The following is a 20557-nucleotide window of genomic DNA, read 5'->3' on the forward strand; positions in this document are numbered from 1 at the left end:
TATTGAATCAGCTATTCAGGTTTTTGCCACCAGACTTTGGTATTAATCAGATCAGCTCCTTGATTAGCAACCGCTTCTTTATAGCTATTCGGATTTGAGGACTGTACGATAACTGGATACACCATTCTTGCTGGCATTTCACCATTATTTTTCAAACCTGGACCTTTTGGTAAAATTGGATAACCGGTTCTGCGATGTTCAAACCATTGCTGCATATCCACCATAAAAAGTGCATAATATTTCTGCAAATGCAGACTTTGCATTTTTTGGGCGACAGTTTTACTATCGTCCCACTGTATGTCCGCATTCGTTAGGTAATCTTGCACCGGAAGTGCCCAATTGGGAATCCACAGCTTAATGTTGTTTTCTACTCCACTCTTATAGTGAATTTCGGCAGATCCGGAAATCCAACCTCTGATGATTGCTTCTGCTTTGATAAACTCGACTTCAGCATAATTCATCAACATACCAGTCAATGGTTCGGTTTGTAAACTATTCACCCCTGCATTTTGATCGTAAGAATAGAAATAACTCAACTTTGTGTAATCTTCTGCGTTTCCAGCAGCATAGCCGCTCTCTACGCCTATATAGTTTCCAGATACAGGTGCAATACCCAATCTGTTGACACTACTAATCCCATATTCCGGAATGTTGAGACGTGGATCGTTCCAATCTCGTAGATGATCAATAAAGAAAGATGCAAGAGAAGTAGCACGGAAATCCTGTGCCCTAGTTCCCATAAATGGTGATACATAAGCTCCTTGCCCAGTCCATCTTAAAACGGCAACATCAGCATTACTGCTCATGATCGGATACTCATTTGGATTATCTTCTAGAATCTCTTTTATCTTATTAATTGCATTGGGACCGACCTCTGTTTTGTGTGCAATACGAAGCAATAACCGCAGGTACATGGAATTTGAAAATTTGCGCCATTTCAGAACATCTCCTGAAAAAATGGGATCACTAGATGCTTCAAGAGCATCACCTGCTTTGAATAATTGATTTGCCTCTTCAAATTTTTCAAACATACCGGTGTAGATATCCCGTTGTTTATCAAACTGTGGTTCCAAAATAAGGGAATCTCTCCCGATTAATGCCTTTGAATACGGGACATCACCGTAGGTATCTGTCAATATGGAGAATAACCATGATTGACCAAGTAGTGCAACTCCTTGATAGGATCTATTAAGACCTATTCCTTCTGAGGCTGCCAGATACATGTCGTTAAAGTTCATAAGCTGCTTGTAATGTTGATCCCACAGATAGCTTGACCAACTTGGTCTAAAGTCATAACGAAACACTTTACCATCTCCTTCACCAATAGAAACCGTTACTTGCATCAATTCATTGGTAAAACTTCTATTTCGACTCATATTGGCTGTGATTGCATTTAAAAATGCATTGGCCATAAATTGCGAAGGGTAAGCATGTGTTGTTTTTACAGGATCTGTATTTAAGTCTATGAAACCCTTATCACAGGCCTGAAGACTGATCGATAATGCCAAGAAAGCAAAAGATATTTTTTTTATCGTATTATTCATTGTATTTCAGCTTAAAAACCCAAGACTAAATTAAACCCTATTGTGCGTGTTGAAGGAAATTGAGCGATTTCAAAACCTTTCACAATATCTCCACCATCTAATGTTCCAAACTCAGGATCAAAGGCTGGCCATTTAGACCAAATAAATAGGTTTCTTCCATAAAGACCGATTGTCGCCCTATCTAGACCCCATCGTTTTAAAACATCTTTTTTGAAAGAATAATCTAATCTTGCTTCTCGAAATTTGATAAAATCGGTTGGGAATGTACTTCCTTCGGCATTGTCTTGACCATAATGTGAACGATAATATTCGTCAATATTGGTTGCTACTACATCATTTTTGCGATATGTACCATCACCATTGGAAACAACTCCATTTCCAATAATACCATTATAACGACCTGGAAGTGTATTTTTTGTTTTTCCTTGTTCAGCGAGTTTATAATGTGTCAAAGAATGACCAACTGCTCCCCACTGCGTGTCGAATAAGACATTTAATCTAAAATTTTTGTAACTAAATGTATTTCCTAAGCTTAATTTACCTGTAGGAATTGTGTTACCTAAATAGACAACTTGCTCTGTTAATAACGCTACACCTGTTTTTTCATCGTATATCACCTGGCCATCTGGAGCACGTTGATATCCTATACCGTACATATCACCCATACTTCCCCCTTGTAAGCCTACAATTTGACCACTTCCGACTGAGCGATACTGAAGCACAATCGAAGAGTCGGGAATAGACATAATTTTATTGGTATTAGCACTATAGGTGATACTCGATGACCAATTAAATCCGTGTTTATTGACTAACTGATTGGTATTGACAGCGATTTCCAATCCTCTATTACGAACTTCTCCCATATTCATCAGGTATCTGGAGTAACCTGATGATGGATCTATTGTACGGTAAAGATGTTGTTTACTTGTATTCCCCTGATAAACTGCGACATCAATATTTAAACGATTCTTAAACATGCGAACATCTGTTCCAAATTCTATTGATCGTGTTGAAAGCGGTTCGATATACGGATTGACGAGTGTAGCTGGGTTCTGCAAGGAGCCTCCAATCAGTGGGTTACCACCGACATATCCAAATTGTGTCATATAGGGAGCATCAACACCCGACCCTACCCAAGCAACAGAGGCACGCAATTTTGCGAAATTAATAGTTTTGGGTAATGAAAATACTTCTGATAGTACCAAACTACTATTGAAAGAATTATAGAAGAACCCAACATTTTTATCAGGAACGATGGATGTTGCTAAGGTACTTGACCAGTCCATACGCCCCGTTGCATCAAAAAATAAATAATCTTTGAACCCTGCGGTAATTAAACCATAAAAACTATTAATTTCAAAATTTCTAATATCCTGAACACTTTTGATACCGTACTTATTATTGGTATGGTTATATACTCCTGGAAAAGTCAAGCCATCCGAGGCCAGGGATGTCATTCGGTAATTATTACGCAGTGTACCACCACCTCCTGTAGCAGTTATTTGCCAATCTTCATGTATTTTTTTATCATATTTCAATAAGAAATCGAGATTGGTTTCTTTAGAAAAGATTTCTTGTGTACGATAACTTCCTTCGGCCAATTTAGAACCAGCATCATAAGGTCTTAACTGTCCTCGGTCTTCACTGGAAAAATCTATAGATGCTCTGATCTGTGCACTAAATTCTTTTGAAAACTGATAAGAGGCTTGTGCATTTCCGGTAAATGTATTACGGTTATTACGGTTGATAAATTCATAAGAGATCGCATACGGATTTTCAGGGTAACTGCTGAATGGATACATGATTTTCCGGTCCTCTTTGCCTTTTACCCAATAATCTTGTAACCAGTTCACATCCGCACTAGGTTGCCAAAAGATATACCAATACATCAACGATTGATTACCATAACCTGCTCCAGGAAGATTATCACTATGACGGTTATTATAACTGACCTTAGAAGTGATACTCAATTTATCACTAACTCTAGAATTGACCGATAAAGCGACGGTATTGCGATCATAACCTGTATTGGGAACAATCCATGTATTACGAACATTCGTTGCAGAGAAACGTGCATTGGTTTTTTCTGTTCCACCATCGATCGAAATGGTATTCATATACGTTTTGCCAACGTCAAAAAAACTATTGATATTTTTATAAGGTTTCCAAAGTGTCCGCTCTGTTCCTACTGCTTGAACATTGGGATCATACTGAAAAAAGTACTGACCATCAAACTTAGGACCATAAGCAGAACTAGTACCGCTTGTACTCCCTCCATCAATCGAAGTTCCATATGAGTAATAATCTGAGCCTCCTGTACCCTGGCCATACTCATATTGCAGATCTGGCCAACGATTGACGCTTTCAAATGAAGTGTTTGAATTTAATGTTATCCCTAATGACTTTCCATTTCTTTTAGCCCCTGATTTAGTCGTGATGATCACTGCACCATTGGCTGCTTTTTGTCCATAAAGAGCTGCTGCTCCCGGTCCTTTTAATACGGAAACACTTTCGATATCTTCAGGATTTAGATCATCCATGCCAGAACCATAATCTGCAGGCATATTATCACCACCAGTACCATAAATAGCATCAGAGGCATTGCCTGATCGTCGACCTGATCCACTATTGATCATCACACCATCTACAACGATCAATGCTTGATTTTCTCCTGTAAGATTATTCTCTCCACGTAAAATAATCTTTGTTGATCCTACTGGCCCAGCTCCTGAGCGCATCAAGTTGAGGCCCGCCACTTTACCCGACAGCGCATCCATCCAATTGCTCGAAACTGCATTCGTAAGCTCTTCACCCTTTACCGTACTAACCGAATAACCAAGAGACTTTTCTTCACGTTTGATGCCCAATGCTGTAACAACTACTTCTTCAAGAGCGCGCTCGATAGCATGCAATCTGATTTCGACATGTGCTGATTGTTTGTTGACATGCTCCTCATAGGTGCGATGCCCCAATGACTTAAAAGTCAAAACAGTTCCCTTAGTAACATGCAATGAAAATGCCCCATCTTTATCCGTCTTTCCAATGCTCTTATTGCCATTTAGAATAGAAACATCAACAAGTGGTCGCCCATTTCCATCCACTACTTTTCCTTGAAAGGAAACACTTTCTTGTTCCAAAATTGTTGGTAATACTTGAGTGTTGAACGCGAGATCTGACGCAAAAAGAGAATGAGAACTGCATTTGAGTATACTACATACAAGCAGTGCGTTTTTTAAATGTGATAGGTAATAATGATTCATGCAAAATTGTTTTGTCAACGGGTTTTACTTCTGCACAAAAATGCAATCACTATATTAAGATAGCCCTAGTTTTATGTTAACATTATTTTACTAAATGATGGGCTATATAAAGATGATGTTAATTAAAATGCACAAAAAAAGGAGTAAACTTAAAATTTACTCCTCTTATATCATAATCTTTATGAATTAAATCTGATCAAAAGACCATTTTACATAATTGATGTTCTTATCGACGGCCAAATATTTTTTTTCATAATATGTCTTAATCGATAATACTTCATTGACTAAATCAGAATGATATAAATCAGCAGTTTGTGCGTGTTTATGCAATCCCAAAATTTCAATCTGTTCCAAAGTATAATTGTAGAATCCATCATTGTCCGTTTTAAGATTCATCAATCCACCTTCTTTTAATACAAACTTATAACGACCTAAGAAGGTGGGGTTTGTTAAACGTTTTTTCTCACGGCTTTCTTGTGGTTGCGGGTCTGGAAATGTAATCCAAATTTCAGAAATCTCATTTTCATCAAAGTGCTCCAATATAGTCTCGATCTGAATCCGGAGAAAACCAACATTATGAATCCCTTCTTCAATAGCTGTTTTAGCACCTCTCCAGATACGATTTCCTTTATAGTCCACACCAATAAAGTTTTTCTCGGGAAAAAGCTTTGCCAGATTGACCGTATATTCACCCTTTCCACAAGCCAATTCTACAACGATTGGATGATCATTTTTAAAGTGCGATTTTGCCCACTGACCTTTAAGTGCTTTACCTGCATCCAGTTCTACCACATTGTCAAAAGTACCAATCTCCGCAAATTTTCTAAGTTTGTCTTTACCCATTACAATAAAATATCCTGCAAAAATAACCTTATTATTGCACTAATCAATAGTTTATGTGGTAATTTTAGTTGATACCCGTATTACTGACTTCAATCGATGTGATTGGTATTTTCAAGCATTGGTAACTTTTAACAAAAATGACAAGTTGTACTTGAATAGAAATTGCGATCATCTATTGATTGATCTGGCGTTACTCTACTAACCAGATCAAAATCATCGAATGTAAATAGATTTAATTTTAAGAATAAAAAGCCAAAATGATCTCAACTTAAGAAAAAAATCTAGTCTAATAGGTTTCACTATAAGATGGAATACCATATTCATTGACCTGATCTTCAATGACAGGAGGATTCTGAATGGTACCTTTTCTTTTCTTATTTTTTTTAGGTTTGATAAAATTGGTAACTTTTCCTATAATACCAGAAATACTATCCTGATTGACTTGACCGAGAGCTTTTTCTGAAGCTAATAACAACAGTGCTTTTTTCAAAACACCAGCTTTTTTAAAGAAAAATCGATTCATGACAAAAGGAACACCAATGCGCAATACTTTGGTTAACCAATCAGAATCTGTACCTCCACTATTTTTAGCCGGAGAGAAAAGTCCCGTAATCAAATTTAATCCCGGAACATTGGCTTTCACGACATTAAAAATACGCATGGGAGTTTCAATTTTATGATTTAACAAGGTCATCTGCGACTTCAAATACGCTTCTTGTTCACTTTTTAAAACTTTAAGACGAGTGATTTCCGCCTTAAGCTCTGCGAGGTTATGAATTTTGCTTTGTTTCGTCATCTTCTACATTTTCTTGTTTCACACTATTTTCTTCTTCCTCTAATTCATCTGTCCATTTGGCAGAAAATCGACGAATTGACAAATCCATAAATCTAGACTCCAACGTCGGCTCAAATACCCGAATCAAAACGAGTATAAGCAAAAATATAACTGCCGTAGCTAAAAAACCTAAAGAATTGCTTCCTAATACTTCTCCTAAATAAAATCCCAAAGCAAGACATAGAAAGAATACAATAAATAAACTTAAAATTATTTTTGCACCATCAACAATCAAACTTGCAATTAAACGAGAAGATCGCTCCACTGTCTTTAGCCGAATTAAATTTAATTGCGAATCTAAATATTCCTTTGTCTTTTGGAATGTACCACTTAGCGAGAATTTTTCTTCTTCCATTTATTTCTATTTTAAGAATCAGAGGCTAGGCCTCTGATTATAGTATTGATAATAATTTCTTTAGGTAAAAAATTACTGCGATCTAAGCATGCTCTGTAATTTCATCTTCGAAAATTTCTTCTCCTTTATTGATTTTTGTTTTGAGAGTAGCAACAACTTTTTCTTTAAAATCGTTTAATTGATCAAACTGCTCTTCGGCACGCTCACGAATAGCGTCTCCCAAATCAGCTAAGGATTCATTAAGCTTGTCTCTTGTCTCTGTTCCTTTATCAGGTGCGAATAAAATTCCTAAAGCGGTTCCTGCTGCCAAACCTGCTAATAATGCCAATACTACTTTACTATTATCGTTCATATTATTAAACTTTAAATGTTAATCCTTTGTAATTGTTTTATTCAGTTATAATACAATTAGCTAAGCAAATCGTTTGCCAAAAGCCAATATTTTTTGATATATGATAAATACCATCAGCTACAATATAACAAATTTGAACAAAAAATACAATTGGAGTTATTTTTCAAGGTAAAAAAATAATTCTCAGAATTATTAAATAAATTTTATTAACTTTAAATACCATTTAGACCATTTTTATGTTAACAAAAACCTATAGTAGTGCTGTATATGGTATTGAGGCAACCTCTGTAGCTGTAGAGGTAAATATAACTGCAGGGACGCGGTACTATATAGTTGGTTTGCCAGATAATGCAATTAAAGAAAGTCTACAAAGAATAGAAAGTGCCATTGTGTCTTGTGGATATCGTATGCCAAGGCAAAAAATAGTCATCAATCTTGCCCCTGCAGATATTCGAAAAGAAGGTTCCGCATATGATCTGGCGATTGCAACTGCCATATTAGCTTCTTCAAATCAAATTGAAGCGGATCGGCTAGCAGATTACCTGATCCTTGGAGAGCTATCATTAGATGGTCGTATTCAACCTATAAAGGGAATTTTACCGATAGCTATTCAAGCTGTAAAAGACAAATTTAAGGGTATTATCCTACCAGAGGCAAATGCCAGAGAAGCAGCTATCGTTTCAAACTTAACTGTCTTAGGTGTGGATAATTTATTGCAAGTGATTCATTTTTTTAATGACAAGACTAATTTAAAAGCTACAACTGTTGCTATTGAGGATGAATTTACAAATCAGACCGATCAAAATGAAGACGATTTCGGAGATGTCAAAGGACAAGAAAATATTAAACGAGCCTTGGAAATAGCAGCCGCTGGCGGTCATAATGTGATTTTGATAGGCCCTCCGGGCGCGGGCAAAACAATGCTTGCCAAACGCATGCCCACGATATTGCCACCACTAACCATAGAGGAATCTTTGGAAACAACTAAAATACACTCTGTGGCAGGTCAATTATCGGCAAAAGATTCCCTAATGACGAGAAGACCTTTTCGAGCTCCACACCATACCATTTCGGACGTGGCACTGGTTGGTGGCGGCACCAGCCCTCAGCCAGGCGAAATTTCCTTATCCCACAATGGTGTATTATTTTTGGATGAGCTCCCTGAATTTAAAAGAACGGTATTAGAAGTGATGAGACAACCTTTGGAATCACGTAGTATTACCATATCAAGAGCTAAATTTTCGGTTGATTATCCCGCTAGTTTTATGCTTATAGCAGCTATGAATCCCTGTCCATGTGGCTACTATAATCATCCCGAAAAAGATTGTACCTGTGGCACGAGTACCGTGCAACGCTACTTAAGTAAGATATCGGGCCCTCTGCTAGACCGTATCGATCTGCATGTAGAGGTCACCCCAGTAGCTTTTAAAGAACTAGCATCTGATCAAAAATCCGAAAAAAGCATGGACATCAGAGAACGGGTGATGGCTGCCAGAAAAATCCAAAATGAACGCTTTAAGACCCTTCAACATATCCATAATAATGCTCAAATGAGCAGTACACAAGTTCGGGAAAGATGTCAAATTGATGCCGAGGGAAGGAAATTACTTAAAACTGCCATGGAAAAATTAGGCTTGTCTGCGCGGGCCTATGATCGTATCTTAAAGGTCGCTAGAACAATCGCCGATATGGAAAAAGAAGCGAATATTAAAAACCATCATTTAGCGGAGGCTATCCAATTTAGAAGCCTTGACCGCCAAAGTTGGACAGGATAAATTAAAACTGGCTTAGAAAATGTTTAAAAATCCAGGGGTAAAGTATCAACGTGAGAATCACACCAGATAATGCCCCAAATAGATGTGCATCATGGTTGATACCGTCTCTTGAATTTCTAGATGCCCACACACAATAACCTAAAAAGAGCACTGCAAATATATACGCAGGCATAGGAATAATCATGAAGATGCCGAGCATCATTTTTGGATCAAACATAATATAACTAAACAATACGGCACAGATAGCTCCTGAGGCTCCTAAACTGTAATAACCAGAATTATTTTTATGCTGAAAAATGGTGGGAATATCACTCAGAATCAAACTTGATACATAGATAATGGCAAATTGCAAATGACCCCAATCACTAATTTGAATGAGTATCTTTTCTAGACCAAATCCAAAATAATAAAACGTGATCATATTGAATAAAAGGTGACCCCAATCTTTATGAATCAGCCCACTCGTTAAGATCGTATAGACTCTTTTCTTTCGATAGATACTATAAGGGTGCAACATCATTTCACCCAGTACTTGAGGATTTGAAAAACTATAAATACTTGAAGCTATGGTTAAAGCAAAAATAATACTCGCTACGGGAGTTAAAAACAGATATTCTTGTATCATATAATTAAAAACGATCCTCTAATAATAAAACATATAATTCTTTTGGACCGTGCGCTCCCAAAACTAAGCGTTTTTCGATATCTGCTGTGCGTGATGGTCCCGTGACGGTAGAAACCATCGTGGGCATCTGACTACCATAGCGACGCTGCATATAAGATAAAGCATCTTTTATATCCCAAACCATTTGGGAAGCTTTTGCAATTACAATATGAATAGGCGGATAAATCCCCAGTCTACGTCCAGAAGCATTCGCATTGCTGACCATAACACTTCCATTGCGTGCAATCAGAACTTCACAAGACGTAATACCAGCATCTGCAGCATCGAATTCAATTTCATTGGTGTGTATAGGAAACCCGTAAGGATTTAAAAGATCTTGAACACCTTTTTCCCATGTAAATATTTTTTTAATATTATTTTCTTCGGTCAAATGAATCAAATTTTCGATGAGATTGATCTCACCATCACAATACAAAAACTTTCCTCCAACAGCTGTCAGTTCTCGCGCAAACGTAACGTCAACTAGCTCATCTTCATTCTGATATAAAGGAGATTTCTTGAATTTAGGATGTGGATTTTCACTTTTTTGAATTAGAGCCTGTCTGATCTTGCCTAACATCTGCTCTTTGCTACTGCTATTTTTAACATTCATGTGGCGGAGGAAATAAAAAACACAGCGCCTCTTTATAAAAAGAAGCGCTGTATAATTAAATTTATGTGTTTGGCTTATCTTCTTCTTTGATCCCAATTTTAGGGTCTGCGACACTAGCTTCTTCTGGTAAAACATCTAAAGGTAGATCCGTTTGTGGAACACCACCTCCATCTCCACTATTCACAAATTCATCATAAGTGGTCTTCGTATCAAATGGACGTTTTCCTAATATTTCTTCTAAATCGCTTTGGAACAAGATTTCCTTTTCTAATAATTTCTCTGCGATAGCGATTAAGCCATCTTGTTTTTCAAGTAACAATTGTTTTGTTCTCGTATAAACATCAGTGATCAAGTTACGAACTTCAGAATCAATCAACTCTGCCGTTTTGTCAGAATAAGGTTTGTGAAATTGTTCGGATCCATCACGGAAAGAAACATTTCCTACTTTTTCATTCATACCATAGATCGCAACCATAGCATATGCCAATTTTGTGATACGTTCCAAATCATTTTGAGCTCCAGTTGATATACGTCCGAAAGTAATATCTTCGGCAACACGGCCACCCATAGTCATACACAAACTATCGACTAACTGCTCTGTTGTATATAAGAACTGCTCCCGCGGTAAGTATTGGGCATAACCCAATGCCGCAACACCACGCGGTACGATAGACACCTTGACCAATGGATCAGCATGCTCTAAAAACCAACCAGCAATCGCATGGCCTGCTTCATGATAAGCAACAATCTTTTTCTCTTCTGGAGAGATAATTTTATTTTTCTTTTCCAACCCTCCAATGACACGATCTACTGCATCTTGGAAATCTTGCATATCGATTTCTGTCTTATTTTTACGTGCAGCGATTAAAGCAGCCTCATTACAAACGTTGGCAATTTCAGCGCCTGCAAATCCAGGAGTTTGTGCCGATAATTTTTTAGCATCAACTTCCTGAGACAATTTTAAAGGCTTTAAGTGTACTTTAAAAATATGCTCACGTCCAATTAAATCTGGCTTATCTATCGAAATTTGTCTATCAAAACGTCCTGGACGAAGTAAAGCACTATCCAATACATCAATACGGTTTGTTGCGGCCAAGATGATAACACCTGAATCTGTACCGAAACCATCCATCTCCACCAATAATTGGTTTAAAGTATTCTCACGTTCATCGTTACCACCCATCATCGAGTTTTTACCACGAGCACGACCAATAGCATCAATTTCATCAATAAAAATAATACATGGTGCCTTTTCTTTCGCTTGTTTAAATAAATCACGTACACGAGAAGCACCTACACCGACAAACATTTCAACGAAATCAGAACCTGATAAAGAGAAAAAAGGAACTTGCGCTTCACCAGCAACTGCTTTGGCAAGTAATGTCTTTCCTGTTCCTGGAGGGCCGACTAACAGAGCTCCCTTCGGAATCTTACCACCTAAATTGGTATACTTACGCGGATTTTTCAAGAAATCCACAATCTCCATGACTTCTTGTTTTGCTTCTTCTAGACCAGCGACATCATTGAATGTAATATTAATGGATGATTCTTTGTCAAAAAGTTGCGCTTTAGATTTACCAATATTAAATATTTGGCCACCACCTCCAGCACCACCACCATTCATGCGACGCATTAAGAATAACCACAATAATACCATCACGACTAATGGTAAAATAAAGGTTACAAAATAATTAGCCCAAGGATTGGAACGATCTTCATAACTGACACTTAATCGAGGTGTACCTGCAGGCAGTTTTTCTTGTGCGGCCTTTAAATTAGCAGCTAAAATCTCTGCAGAAGCTTCTGTGAAAAAGTATTGTGGTCCCGTAACTGGCGTTAAAGCTAACGCATTAGGTCCAGGAGCAACATCTTTATATTTTTCATCTTTTAAACGATCTTTCTTAATATAAACGTCAATCTGTACGAGGTCATTTTTCTTCGTTCCTTCTAACCGCTCTACATCTCCTGTTGGTAAGATTGTAGATTCAAACTCACTGTAAGTAATCTTTTTAGCCGTTGTATCGCTAAAAACGTATTGTAAGGCAAAAAAGACCACTATCAAAGCAAAACTTAACCACAAGATATTAAACTTGGGCGGTTTTGGGGTTATTTTACCAGTTGGTATTTTCTTCATTCTATCTTATTTATATCGTTTTAAATCTATTTTTCTACTAATCTAAGCACTTTGAAAATTTTGAATTTGAGCATCACCCCATAAATCTTCTATCGCATAGAGGGCTCTTTTTTCCTTTTTGAAAATATGAACGACCACATCTACAAAATCTAATATCAACCACTCTCCGATACTATGACCCTCTTTATATTGAGGATCTTGACCAAATGTTTTGTAAACTTCATCCTCCACACTTTTTGCTATTGCATTGGCTTGAATATGTGAGTCGGCATGGCAAATGACAAAATAATCAGAAACAGAACTGTTAATATTTCTCAAATCCAATCGCACTATTTCACTTGCTTTCTTCTCTTGCATACCATAAACAACAACCTCTGACAGACGCGTTGACAATTCCGAACTTTTATTTTTATCCATTAAAAAATATTATAGTTTTGCTATTATATACAATTAAATTTTTTTCACTTTGCAAAATAACACATTTTCAGGACTTATCATTGGTCAAAATGTAATTACTATCGACCGAGTGTCTTCCACAAATGATTATTTCAAGGATAACTTGTCAAAATTCACGCCACAGGATGAGGGTTCTGCCATTTTAGCAGTTGAACAATATGCTGGTAAAGGTCAAAGGGGCAATATGTGGATCACAGAACCGGGTAAAAATATTATTACATCAATTTTACTATACCCCCATTTTCTGAAAATCGATCAGCAATTTGCCTTATCATGTGCAATCTGTCTTGGAATAATGAAATGGTTAAAGACCAAAACGAAGGAAGTCGTGCAAATTAAATGGCCGAATGACATTTATGTAAACCAAAAAAAGATATCTGGGCTACTAATTGAAAACAGCATCAAAGGAGATCTGATTGGAACGAGTATTATCGGAATAGGTGTCAATATAAATCAGACCACATTTATAGACAATCCACATATTACATCACTAAAATCTATTAATGATAGCCACGAGGATTATGATATAGCCAGTTTAGCAAATGAACTATATTTATTTTTAGACCAGGAGTATAAACGCTTGAAACAAGGAAATCAAGTGCAGCAACTGCAAGAGTTCAATCAATATCTTTTTAGAAAAAATGAAATAAAGACCTATAAAATTGCTGATGTAGAAATAGAGGGAAAAATCATTCAGGTATTGCCTAATGGTCAATTACAATCAGAAATAGATGGCGAAATAATGACGTTCAATCTTCATGAGATCAAGTATGTGTTGTAAGTAAAAAAATATTTACGATCCTCAGATAAATATATCTCATCAAAGCACTAAATTTGCTAAACTAAATTAAACTTTAGCTATGTTTTGATGTCATACTAAAACACAATAACGATTTAAATAACTATAATAACAAATTATTCTGATGAAACCATCATAAGCAATAACAAACAGTGAAACAAATGCTTATGATAGCTTTATAAATTAAAAAACAAATATATACCCATGAAAAAATTAACATTAATAATAGCAGTATTATTTTTTGCTATTTCAGGTGCCGTAGCTCAGATCCATAATCCAGTGAAATGGACTGTTGCTTCGAAAAAATTAAACAGTAAGGAAGCTGTTATCTTTATTAAAGCTACCATTCAGGATGGTTGGCATATCTATTCTCAGAACATAGGTGAAAATGGTCCTATTCCAACTTCATTTACATATACAGCTTCTAAAGATTATACTTTAAACGGTAAAACTGCGGAACCAAAACCAGCAATGAAGTATGAAGAAGTATTTAAAATGAATGTAGGTTATTTTAATAAGGAAGTTGTTTTCCAACAAAAAGTAAAACTGAATAAGGGAACTACAACGGTAAAGGGTTCTGTTGAATACCAAGCATGTGATAAAACACAATGTCTGCCTCCAACCGATTATGCATTTACAGTTACTATTAAATAGTAAAAACTAATTACAACACATATAACGCTATTTAGATCATGTAAAAAAACGATCTAAATAGCGTTTTTCTTTTGACCAAGGTTCGGTTGAGATCGTCGACTATTTTGTTTAAGATCACTTTGATCTTTAATAAGATGTTAATTTTATAAAAATAGCCCCTAATAAGATAGCTTTCAAGTAAGAAGAGTCCATAAATTGGTCTTCATGAAGTAAAATTGACTTTACAACTACTAAAAGATAAGAGGATTCTCATCACCTTTTTCTAATTTTACAAATTACATATGAACTCTACAAAAAATGGCTAAAAAGAAACTATTTTTACTCTACTTCGTTATTTTCAGTTTATTCATTCCTATTTTCTCTTTCGCATCGACGCAAGACTCATTGCTTAGTGTAGAAGGAATCGAATTTTCCGAATCTGCCGATACCTCAACACTATCAGAAGTGCCTACAGATTTGGTTTTTTCTGAAAGTCCCGACACAATAACTCAAGATACGGCTAAAAACACACAAAATATAGCCATTACAGCAACTCCTGAAGTAAAAAAATCACTATGGGGAATCTTTCTTGCGGGCCTGATCGGGGGTTTTGCAGCGCTATTAATGCCTTGTATCTTCCCGATGTTGCCGCTAACGGTTAGTTTTTTCACAAAACAGTCTGGATCGAGAGCCAATGGTATCAGTAAAGCTTTATTATATGGTCTTTTTATCATTATCATCTACGTAGCTTTAGGAATGATCATCACGATTCTTTTTGGTTCGGATGCGCTCAATGCTTTGTCAACAAATGGGGTGTTCAATTTTATATTCTTCCTATTATTGGTGGCTTTCGCAGCGTCTTTCTTTGGGGCTTTCGAAATTACACTCCCAAGTTCATTTGTTAATAAAATGGATGCCAAATCGGATAAAGGTGGTTTAGTAGGTCTTTTCTTTATGGCTTTTAGTCTTTCCCTAGTTTCATTCTCCTGTACTGGACCTATTATAGGAACTTTATTGGTAGAAGCCGCATCAAAGGGTGAACGATTAGGACCAGCAATCGGTATGCTTGGTTTTTCAATTGCACTCGCTATCCCTTTTGGTTTATTTGCCATGTTTCCTTCTCTTTTAAAATCTCTTCCAAAATCTGGTGGTTGGTTAAATAGTGTAAAGGTTGTATTAGGATTTCTAGAGTTAGCACTAGCACTAAAATTCTTATCCAATGTGGATCTAGCTTATCATTGGAACTGGTTAGATCGCGAAGTTTTTCTATCGCTTTGGATCGTCATATTCGGTTTAATGGGTCTTTATTTAATTGGGAAAATTAAGTTTTCACATGACAGTGAGTTAAAATTTTTATCGGTTCCTCGTACATTTTTAGCAATTGTCGTTTTTTCATTTGTGATGTACATGATTCCCGGATTATGGGGAGCACCATTAAAGTCAATCTCCGCTTTCCTACCACCATCCGCCACTCAAGATTTTGATTTATCGGCAGGAATAGCAAATGCTTCACCAGCACACTCAGATGGTAAGGTAAAAAAATATGCCGAGATATTTCACGAGCGTGGTACACCTAAAGGATTTGATCCTTACTATGATTATGACCAAGCTTTAGAAACAGCCAAAGAATTAAAAAAACCTGTCTTAATTGATTTTACAGGCTGGAACTGTGTCAATTGTAGAAAGATGGAAGCAAACGTTTGGACAGATCCAAATGTCGCGAAATTATTAAAAGAAGGTTTTGTAATGGCGGAACTTTTTGTAGATGATCGTACGGAATTGCCCGTTGAAGAACAGATTATATCTGCTTATTCTGGTAAAAAGATAAAAAATATCGGAAATAAAAACTCCGATTTCCAAGCTTCTAAATTCAATAGCAATTCGCAACCACTCTATGTTATCGTTGATACGGAAGGAAATGTTTTAGTCCCACCTTCAGGAGCAAACTATGATCCTGTTGAATATGCTAAGTATTTACAAAGTGGCATTGATGCCTTCAACGCTAAAAAATAAGCTATTCTTAAGAACAGAATAGGTCTGTAATTAGGAAAAGAAAAAATGTAGTAGAGCATGGATATGTACTCAACTACACCTACAACAAATCATATCACCACTATTGTTTTTTATATTCAACTGATTTATATTGCATATAAGAGACAATTTATTTAAGTTTGAAATATGAGTAATATTAAAAATATAGCAGTATTAACATCTGGAGGAGATGCTCCGGGGATGAATGCTGCCATTCGCGCGGTAGTTAGAGCAGGTATATATAATGATTTGAATGTTTTTGGGGTAAGGAGAGGCTATGATGGTTTGGTCAATGGCGATATGTTTGCCATGGATGTAAAATCTGTCGCTAATATCATTCAGCGCGGTGGCACGATCTTAAAAACAGCGAGAAGCGACGAATTTAGAACGGTAGAAGGCCGCCAAAAAGCTTATGAAAACATCAAGCAACATCAGATCGATGCCCTAGTTGTCATTGGTGGTGATGGAACGTTCACTGGTGCTTCTAAATTCCTTGAAGAGTTTGATATTCCAATTATTGGTCTCCCAGGAACAATTGATAACGACCTTGCAGGGACGGATTTTACGATAGGATACGATACAGCGATTAATACGGTTGTACAAGCTGTTGATAAAATTAGAGATACAGCAGAATCACACGATCGACTTTTTGTCATAGAAGTGATGGGTAGAGATTCGGGATTGATTGCACTCAGATCTGGCATCAGTACGGGTGCGGAAGCGGTATTGATACCCGAATTTAACGTCGATTATGATGCCATTATGAAACGCTTAGATAAAACGCGTAAAAGCAAAGCATCTCGCATTGTCATCGTTGCCGAAGGCGATGCTGAAGGAGGAATGGTGGTTTCTGAAAAAATTAAAGCAAACTTCCCTAAATATGATGTTCGCCTTTCTATACTAGGCCATATACAGCGTGGTGGAAGCCCTACTTGTATGGATAGGGTGTTGGCTAGTCGATTGGGAGTTGCTGCTGTAGAGGCTTTATTAGAAGGTCGCAAAGGTGAAATGGCTGGATTAGTCCATGGTGAGGTTGAATTCATATCTTTCAAAAAAGCAATTAAACATATAGACTCGATCAATCAAAATTTATTGAGAATCGTGGAGATTCTTTCTTTATAAAAAGAAAGCGATATATCGATAAGTTTTTATAATAAATAACGTATAAAAAAGCGAGATTAAGTACACTTAACCTCGCTTTTTTTTGTCTAGCTATGCTGATCGCCAAGCTTTATACTGATTGATCAATCCATTGGTTGATGAATCATGCGTCGTAATAATATCTTCGGACTCCAATTCAGGAAGAATCTGTCCAGCAAGTTGTTTTCCTAATTCAACTCCCCACTGATCAAAACTAAATACATTCCAAATGATTCCTTGCACAAAAATTTTATGCTCATATAGGGCTATTAGAGTTCCTAAAGAACGTGGTGTTACTTTTTTAAGTAAAAAGGAGTTGCTCGGTCTATTTCCTTCAAATACTTTAAAGTTTTTCAAACGTTCAATTTCTTCTTCTGATTTACCAGATGCTTTTAATTCTGCAACAACAACTTCTTCAGATTTACCGTTCATCAATGCTTCTGTCTGCGCAAAGAAATTGGACAATAACATCTGATGGTGTTTGCCAATCGGATTTAAACTAATCGCAGGTGCAATGAAATCACAAGGAATCAATTTGGTTCCTTGATGTATCAATTGATAGAAGGCATGTTGGCCATTTGTACCTGGCTCTCCCCAAATAATGGGTCCTGTCTGATAATCAATCGCATTACCGTTGCGATCTACGCTCTTACCATTACTTTCCATATCACCTTGCTGAAAATAAGCAGCAAAACGATGTAAATATTGATCGTAAGGTAAGATGGCATGGCTCTCTGCTTCGAAAAAATTATTATACCAGATTCCTAATAAACCTAACGTAACCGGAATATTCTGTTCAAATGGCGCAGTTCTAAAGTGCTCATCAGCCTCGTAAGCTCCTGATAGTAACTCTTTAAAATGGTCAAAACCGATAGCCAAACTGATCGATAAACCGATCGCTGACCACAAAGAGTAACGACCGCCAACCCAATCCCAAAATTGGAACATATTTTTTGTATCAATACCAAATTCAGCAACCGCAGCCGTATTCGTACTTAAAGCGGCAAAGTGCTTCGCAACATCAGCTTTATTGGCACCACTTTTTATAAACCAATCCCTAGCCGTGTTGGCATTAGCCATTGTCTCCTGAGTTGTAAAAGTCTTTGAAGCGATTAAAAATAAAGTAGTTTCGGGATCAAGACCTTTAATCGCTTCTGCAATATGCGTTCCATCTACATTTGATACAAAATGCATATGGAGATGTGTACGGTAAGCTTTTAAAGCTTCAGTCACCATCACAGGACCTAAATCCGACCCTCCGATACCAATATTGACCACATCAGTAATCGTTTTACCGGTGTAGCCTTTCCATTCTCCAGAAAGTATACGCTGCGTAAAGGACTCCATCTGCGCCAACACCGCATTGATGTCTTCCATGATATCTTTACCATCAACTAAGACTGCTTTTCCGGATTGATTACGTAAAGCCGTATGTAACACCTGTCTTCCTTCTGTTTCATTGATCTTCTCTCCGGCAAACATCGCATCAATAGCTTCACTTAGATGACATTCTTTAGCCAATTGACGTAACAACGCTAAAGTCTCATCGTTCACTCTATTCTTTGAATAATCTAACAGCAGATCATTAAATTCAATACTGTATTTTTCAAATCGAAATGAATCCTCTTGAAACAAATCTCTTAAGCTATGCGCATTGATACTGATGTAATGATCTGCTAAATAACGGTAAGCAGCAGTCTGTGTAAAATCTATTTTTGGTAACATATATTTCTATTTTAATCAAACTTAGATAAATTTGTTTTATTTACCATGTTAATTGTAGCATATATACAAGAAATTTGATGATTTCTCCCCTACTATCTAAGTATACGATTAGAGGAAATATAAAAATTGATCACGATCATCACACTTGATCAAGGAGGTTTTGGGCAATTAGTGCAGAAAGCTGTATCTTTGTTATTATGACCAAAGAACAAATTCAAGATTTGAGGGATCGTGTAACTTCCCTGAGGAGGCATCTTTGACATTGATGTCAAAAAAGAAGCATTAGAAAAAGACCAAGCAATTACTTTAGAACCTGATTTTTGGAACGATTCAAAAGCAGCAGAAAAAATATTGCAATCGATCAAAGTACAGAAGGTATGGACAGATCATTTCGATGCAGTCGCCGCCTCTGTCGATGATACGGGAGTATTGTATGAATTCTACCAAGCTGGAGATGCTACAGAGGCAGAACTTAATGAACAATATCATATTGCGCTACAAGCAGTAGAAGAGTTGGAATTTAAAAATATGCTAAGTGCTGAAGAAGATCAGCTCGATGCAATTCTACAAATTACTGCAGGTGCCGGAGGTACAGAAAGCTGTGATTGGGCGGCTATGCTCATGCGCATGTATATCATGTGGGGTGAGAAAAACGGGTACAAAGTGACTGAACAGGATTCTCAAGAAGGTGAAGTCGCAGGAATAAAAACAGTAACACTTCAAATTTCTGGAGATTTTGCATACGGATATTTAAAAGGAGAAAATGGTGTCCATCGTTTGGTTAGAATTTCACCTTTTGATTCTAATGGTAAGCGCCATACGTCATTTGCATCGGTATATGTATACCCACTAATCGACAACAATATTGAAATCGAAGTAAAAGATTCTGAGATCGAATGGGATACATTCCGTGCCGGTGGTGCTGGTGGTCAAAATGTGAACAAAGTCGAAACTGCTGTGCGACTGCATCACAAACCGACTGGTATCATCATCAAAAATCAAGAATCTAGATCGCAGTTGCAAAATAAGGAGAATGCTTTCCGATTACTGAAGTCACAGTTGTATGAAATTGAAATGCGAAAACGTCAAGAAGCAACAGACGCAATAGAAGGCAACAAAAAGAAAATCGAATGGGGTTCCCAAATAAGAAATTATGTTTTACATCCTTATAAATTAATTAAGGATTTAAGAACCAATCACGAAACGTCCAATACTCAAGCTGTATTAGATGGAGATTTGGATGAATTCTTAAAATCATATTTAATGGAATTCGGAGGATAAAAGATCAAAAAAAGTTTTTATAGATTATGTCTTGCACCCTTGAAAATTAATCTTTTTTGCATATTTATATCCAAGGATAAAAAAACACCAGCTTGATAAGCTGGTGTTTTTTTTTAA

17 protein-coding genes are annotated in these 20557 nt (G+C 36.7%); 6 read left to right on the plus strand and 11 right to left on the minus strand.

The features are described 5' to 3' along the window. Positions 1–11 precede the first annotated feature (11 nt). From AC06G9_RS21385 to AC06G9_RS21410, 6 genes are all read right to left on the minus strand, one after another. Complete coding sequence (locus tag AC06G9_RS21385; RefSeq protein ID WP_248755191.1) at positions 12–1544, minus strand: SusD/RagB family nutrient-binding outer membrane lipoprotein; 1533 nt, start codon at positions 1542–1544, stop codon at positions 12–14. Between the two features lie 11 nt (positions 1545–1555). Further along, the gene (locus tag AC06G9_RS21390; RefSeq protein ID WP_480957178.1) at positions 1556–4681 is read right to left on the minus strand and encodes a SusC/RagA family TonB-linked outer membrane protein; all 3126 of its coding nucleotides are present in this window, start codon (positions 4679–4681) and stop codon (positions 1556–1558) included. A 309-nt stretch (positions 4682–4990) separates the two neighbouring features. Next, positions 4991–5647: a tRNA (guanosine(46)-N7)-methyltransferase TrmB gene (gene trmB / locus AC06G9_RS21395; protein WP_480957179.1), complete on the minus strand. Its 657-nt coding sequence runs from the start codon at positions 5645–5647 to the stop codon at positions 4991–4993. A 286-nt stretch (positions 5648–5933) separates the two neighbouring features. After that, positions 5934–6443 carry a hypothetical protein gene (locus AC06G9_RS21400; protein WP_094771689.1) on the minus strand — a complete coding sequence of 170 codons (510 nt, stop codon included), beginning with the start codon at positions 6441–6443 and terminating at the stop codon, positions 5934–5936. Beyond that, on the minus strand, positions 6418–6837 hold the full coding sequence (locus AC06G9_RS21405) for a DUF2207 domain-containing protein (RefSeq protein WP_045755153.1): 420 nt from the start codon (positions 6835–6837) through the stop codon (positions 6418–6420). Before AC06G9_RS21405 ends, AC06G9_RS21400 begins: the two co-directional genes overlap by 26 nt. An 82-nt stretch (positions 6838–6919) precedes the next feature. Further along, positions 6920–7189, minus strand: coding sequence for a YtxH domain-containing protein (locus AC06G9_RS21410; protein WP_094771691.1), 270 nt, complete (start codon positions 7187–7189; stop codon positions 6920–6922). 236 nt (positions 7190–7425) lie between these two features. Between AC06G9_RS21410 and AC06G9_RS21415 the strand changes: the two genes are divergently transcribed. Next, entirely contained in the window at positions 7426–8964 is a 1539-nt protein-coding gene (locus tag AC06G9_RS21415; protein WP_045755151.1) for a YifB family Mg chelatase-like AAA ATPase, read from the plus strand. 1 nt (position 8965) lies between these two features. On the opposite strand, the gene AC06G9_RS21420 is transcribed toward AC06G9_RS21415, so the two are convergent. The 4 genes from AC06G9_RS21420 to rsfS all read right to left on the minus strand — a co-directional run bounded on the left by AC06G9_RS21420 (position 8966) and on the right by rsfS (position 12792). Continuing rightward, the gene (locus AC06G9_RS21420; protein ID WP_045755150.1) at positions 8966–9589 is read right to left on the minus strand and encodes a rhomboid family intramembrane serine protease; all 624 of its coding nucleotides are present in this window, start codon (positions 9587–9589) and stop codon (positions 8966–8968) included. A gap of 4 nt (positions 9590–9593) precedes the next feature. Continuing rightward, a complete protein-coding gene (locus tag AC06G9_RS21425) occupies positions 9594–10241 on the minus strand; it encodes a LutC/YkgG family protein (protein WP_045755149.1) in 648 nt (215 codons plus the stop codon). 61 nt (positions 10242–10302) lie between these two features. Further along, the gene (gene ftsH / locus AC06G9_RS21430; protein ID WP_045755148.1) at positions 10303–12375 is read right to left on the minus strand and encodes an ATP-dependent zinc metalloprotease FtsH; all 2073 of its coding nucleotides are present in this window, start codon (positions 12373–12375) and stop codon (positions 10303–10305) included. Positions 12376–12417: 42 nt separating this feature from the next. Then, positions 12418–12792 (minus strand): ribosome silencing factor, encoded by a 375-nt coding sequence (gene rsfS / locus AC06G9_RS21435; protein WP_045755147.1) that lies wholly within the window; start codon positions 12790–12792, stop codon positions 12418–12420. A gap of 49 nt (positions 12793–12841) precedes the next feature. Between rsfS and AC06G9_RS21440 the strand changes: the two genes are divergently transcribed. The 4 genes from AC06G9_RS21440 to pfkA all read left to right on the plus strand — a co-directional run bounded on the left by AC06G9_RS21440 (position 12842) and on the right by pfkA (position 17416). Beyond that, positions 12842–13612 carry a biotin--[acetyl-CoA-carboxylase] ligase gene (locus AC06G9_RS21440; protein ID WP_052627720.1) on the plus strand — a complete coding sequence of 257 codons (771 nt, stop codon included), beginning with the start codon at positions 12842–12844 and terminating at the stop codon, positions 13610–13612. Between the two features lie 222 nt (positions 13613–13834). Further along, positions 13835–14284 (plus strand): protein-disulfide reductase DsbD N-terminal domain-containing protein, encoded by a 450-nt coding sequence (locus tag AC06G9_RS21445; protein ID WP_045755146.1) that lies wholly within the window; start codon positions 13835–13837, stop codon positions 14282–14284. 297 nt (positions 14285–14581) lie between these two features. Continuing rightward, positions 14582–16276, plus strand: coding sequence for a protein-disulfide reductase DsbD family protein (locus AC06G9_RS21450; RefSeq protein WP_480957180.1), 1695 nt, complete (start codon positions 14582–14584; stop codon positions 16274–16276). Between the two features lie 165 nt (positions 16277–16441). Then, positions 16442–17416: a 6-phosphofructokinase gene (gene pfkA / locus AC06G9_RS21455; protein ID WP_045755144.1), complete on the plus strand. Its 975-nt coding sequence runs from the start codon at positions 16442–16444 to the stop codon at positions 17414–17416. Between the two features lie 90 nt (positions 17417–17506). Here pfkA and pgi read toward each other — a convergent pair whose 3' ends face one another. After that, positions 17507–19159 (minus strand): glucose-6-phosphate isomerase, encoded by a 1653-nt coding sequence (pgi, locus tag AC06G9_RS21460; protein ID WP_480957181.1) that lies wholly within the window; start codon positions 19157–19159, stop codon positions 17507–17509. Between the two features lie 197 nt (positions 19160–19356). Here pgi and prfB point away from each other — a divergent pair. After that, positions 19357–20440, plus strand: a protein-coding gene (gene prfB / locus AC06G9_RS21465; RefSeq protein ID WP_248755182.1) for a peptide chain release factor 2 whose coding sequence is annotated in 2 segments (ribosomal slippage) — positions 19357–19416 and positions 19418–20440 — 1083 coding nt in all. Because the reading frame shifts where the segments join, the coding sequence is not laid out codon by codon here. The last annotated feature ends 117 nt before the right edge of the window (positions 20441–20557 follow it).

The organism is Sphingobacterium sp. MAE (genome assembly GCF_056711605.1).

Bases quoted from the DNA above. Each gene is read 5' to 3' on its own strand.
- AC06G9_RS21385 (WP_248755191.1), bottom strand. From the start codon at position 1,544: ATGAATAATACGATAAAAAAAATATCTTTTGCTTTCTTGGCATTATCG.
- trmB (WP_480957179.1), bottom strand. From the start codon at position 5,647: ATGGGTAAAGACAAACTTAGAAAATTTGCGGAGATTGGTACTTTTGAC.
- AC06G9_RS21400 (WP_094771689.1), bottom strand. From the start codon at position 6,443: ATGACGAAACAAAGCAAAATTCATAACCTCGCAGAGCTTAAGGCGGAA.
- AC06G9_RS21405 (WP_045755153.1), bottom strand. From the start codon at position 6,837: ATGGAAGAAGAAAAATTCTCGCTAAGTGGTACATTCCAAAAGACAAAG.
- AC06G9_RS21410 (WP_094771691.1), bottom strand. From the start codon at position 7,189: ATGAACGATAATAGTAAAGTAGTATTGGCATTATTAGCAGGTTTGGCA.
- AC06G9_RS21415 (WP_045755151.1), top strand. From the start codon at position 7,426: ATGTTAACAAAAACCTATAGTAGTGCTGTATATGGTATTGAGGCAACC.
- AC06G9_RS21420 (WP_045755150.1), bottom strand. From the start codon at position 9,589: ATGATACAAGAATATCTGTTTTTAACTCCCGTAGCGAGTATTATTTTT.
- AC06G9_RS21425 (WP_045755149.1), bottom strand. From the start codon at position 10,241: ATGAATGTTAAAAATAGCAGTAGCAAAGAGCAGATGTTAGGCAAGATC.
- ftsH (WP_045755148.1), bottom strand. From the start codon at position 12,375: ATGAAGAAAATACCAACTGGTAAAATAACCCCAAAACCGCCCAAGTTT.
- rsfS (WP_045755147.1), bottom strand. From the start codon at position 12,792: ATGGATAAAAATAAAAGTTCGGAATTGTCAACGCGTCTGTCAGAGGTT.
- AC06G9_RS21445 (WP_045755146.1), top strand. From the start codon at position 13,835: ATGAAAAAATTAACATTAATAATAGCAGTATTATTTTTTGCTATTTCA.
- AC06G9_RS21450 (WP_480957180.1), top strand. From the start codon at position 14,582: ATGGCTAAAAAGAAACTATTTTTACTCTACTTCGTTATTTTCAGTTTA.
- pfkA (WP_045755144.1), top strand. From the start codon at position 16,442: ATGAGTAATATTAAAAATATAGCAGTATTAACATCTGGAGGAGATGCT.
- pgi (WP_480957181.1), bottom strand. From the start codon at position 19,159: ATGTTACCAAAAATAGATTTTACACAGACTGCTGCTTACCGTTATTTA.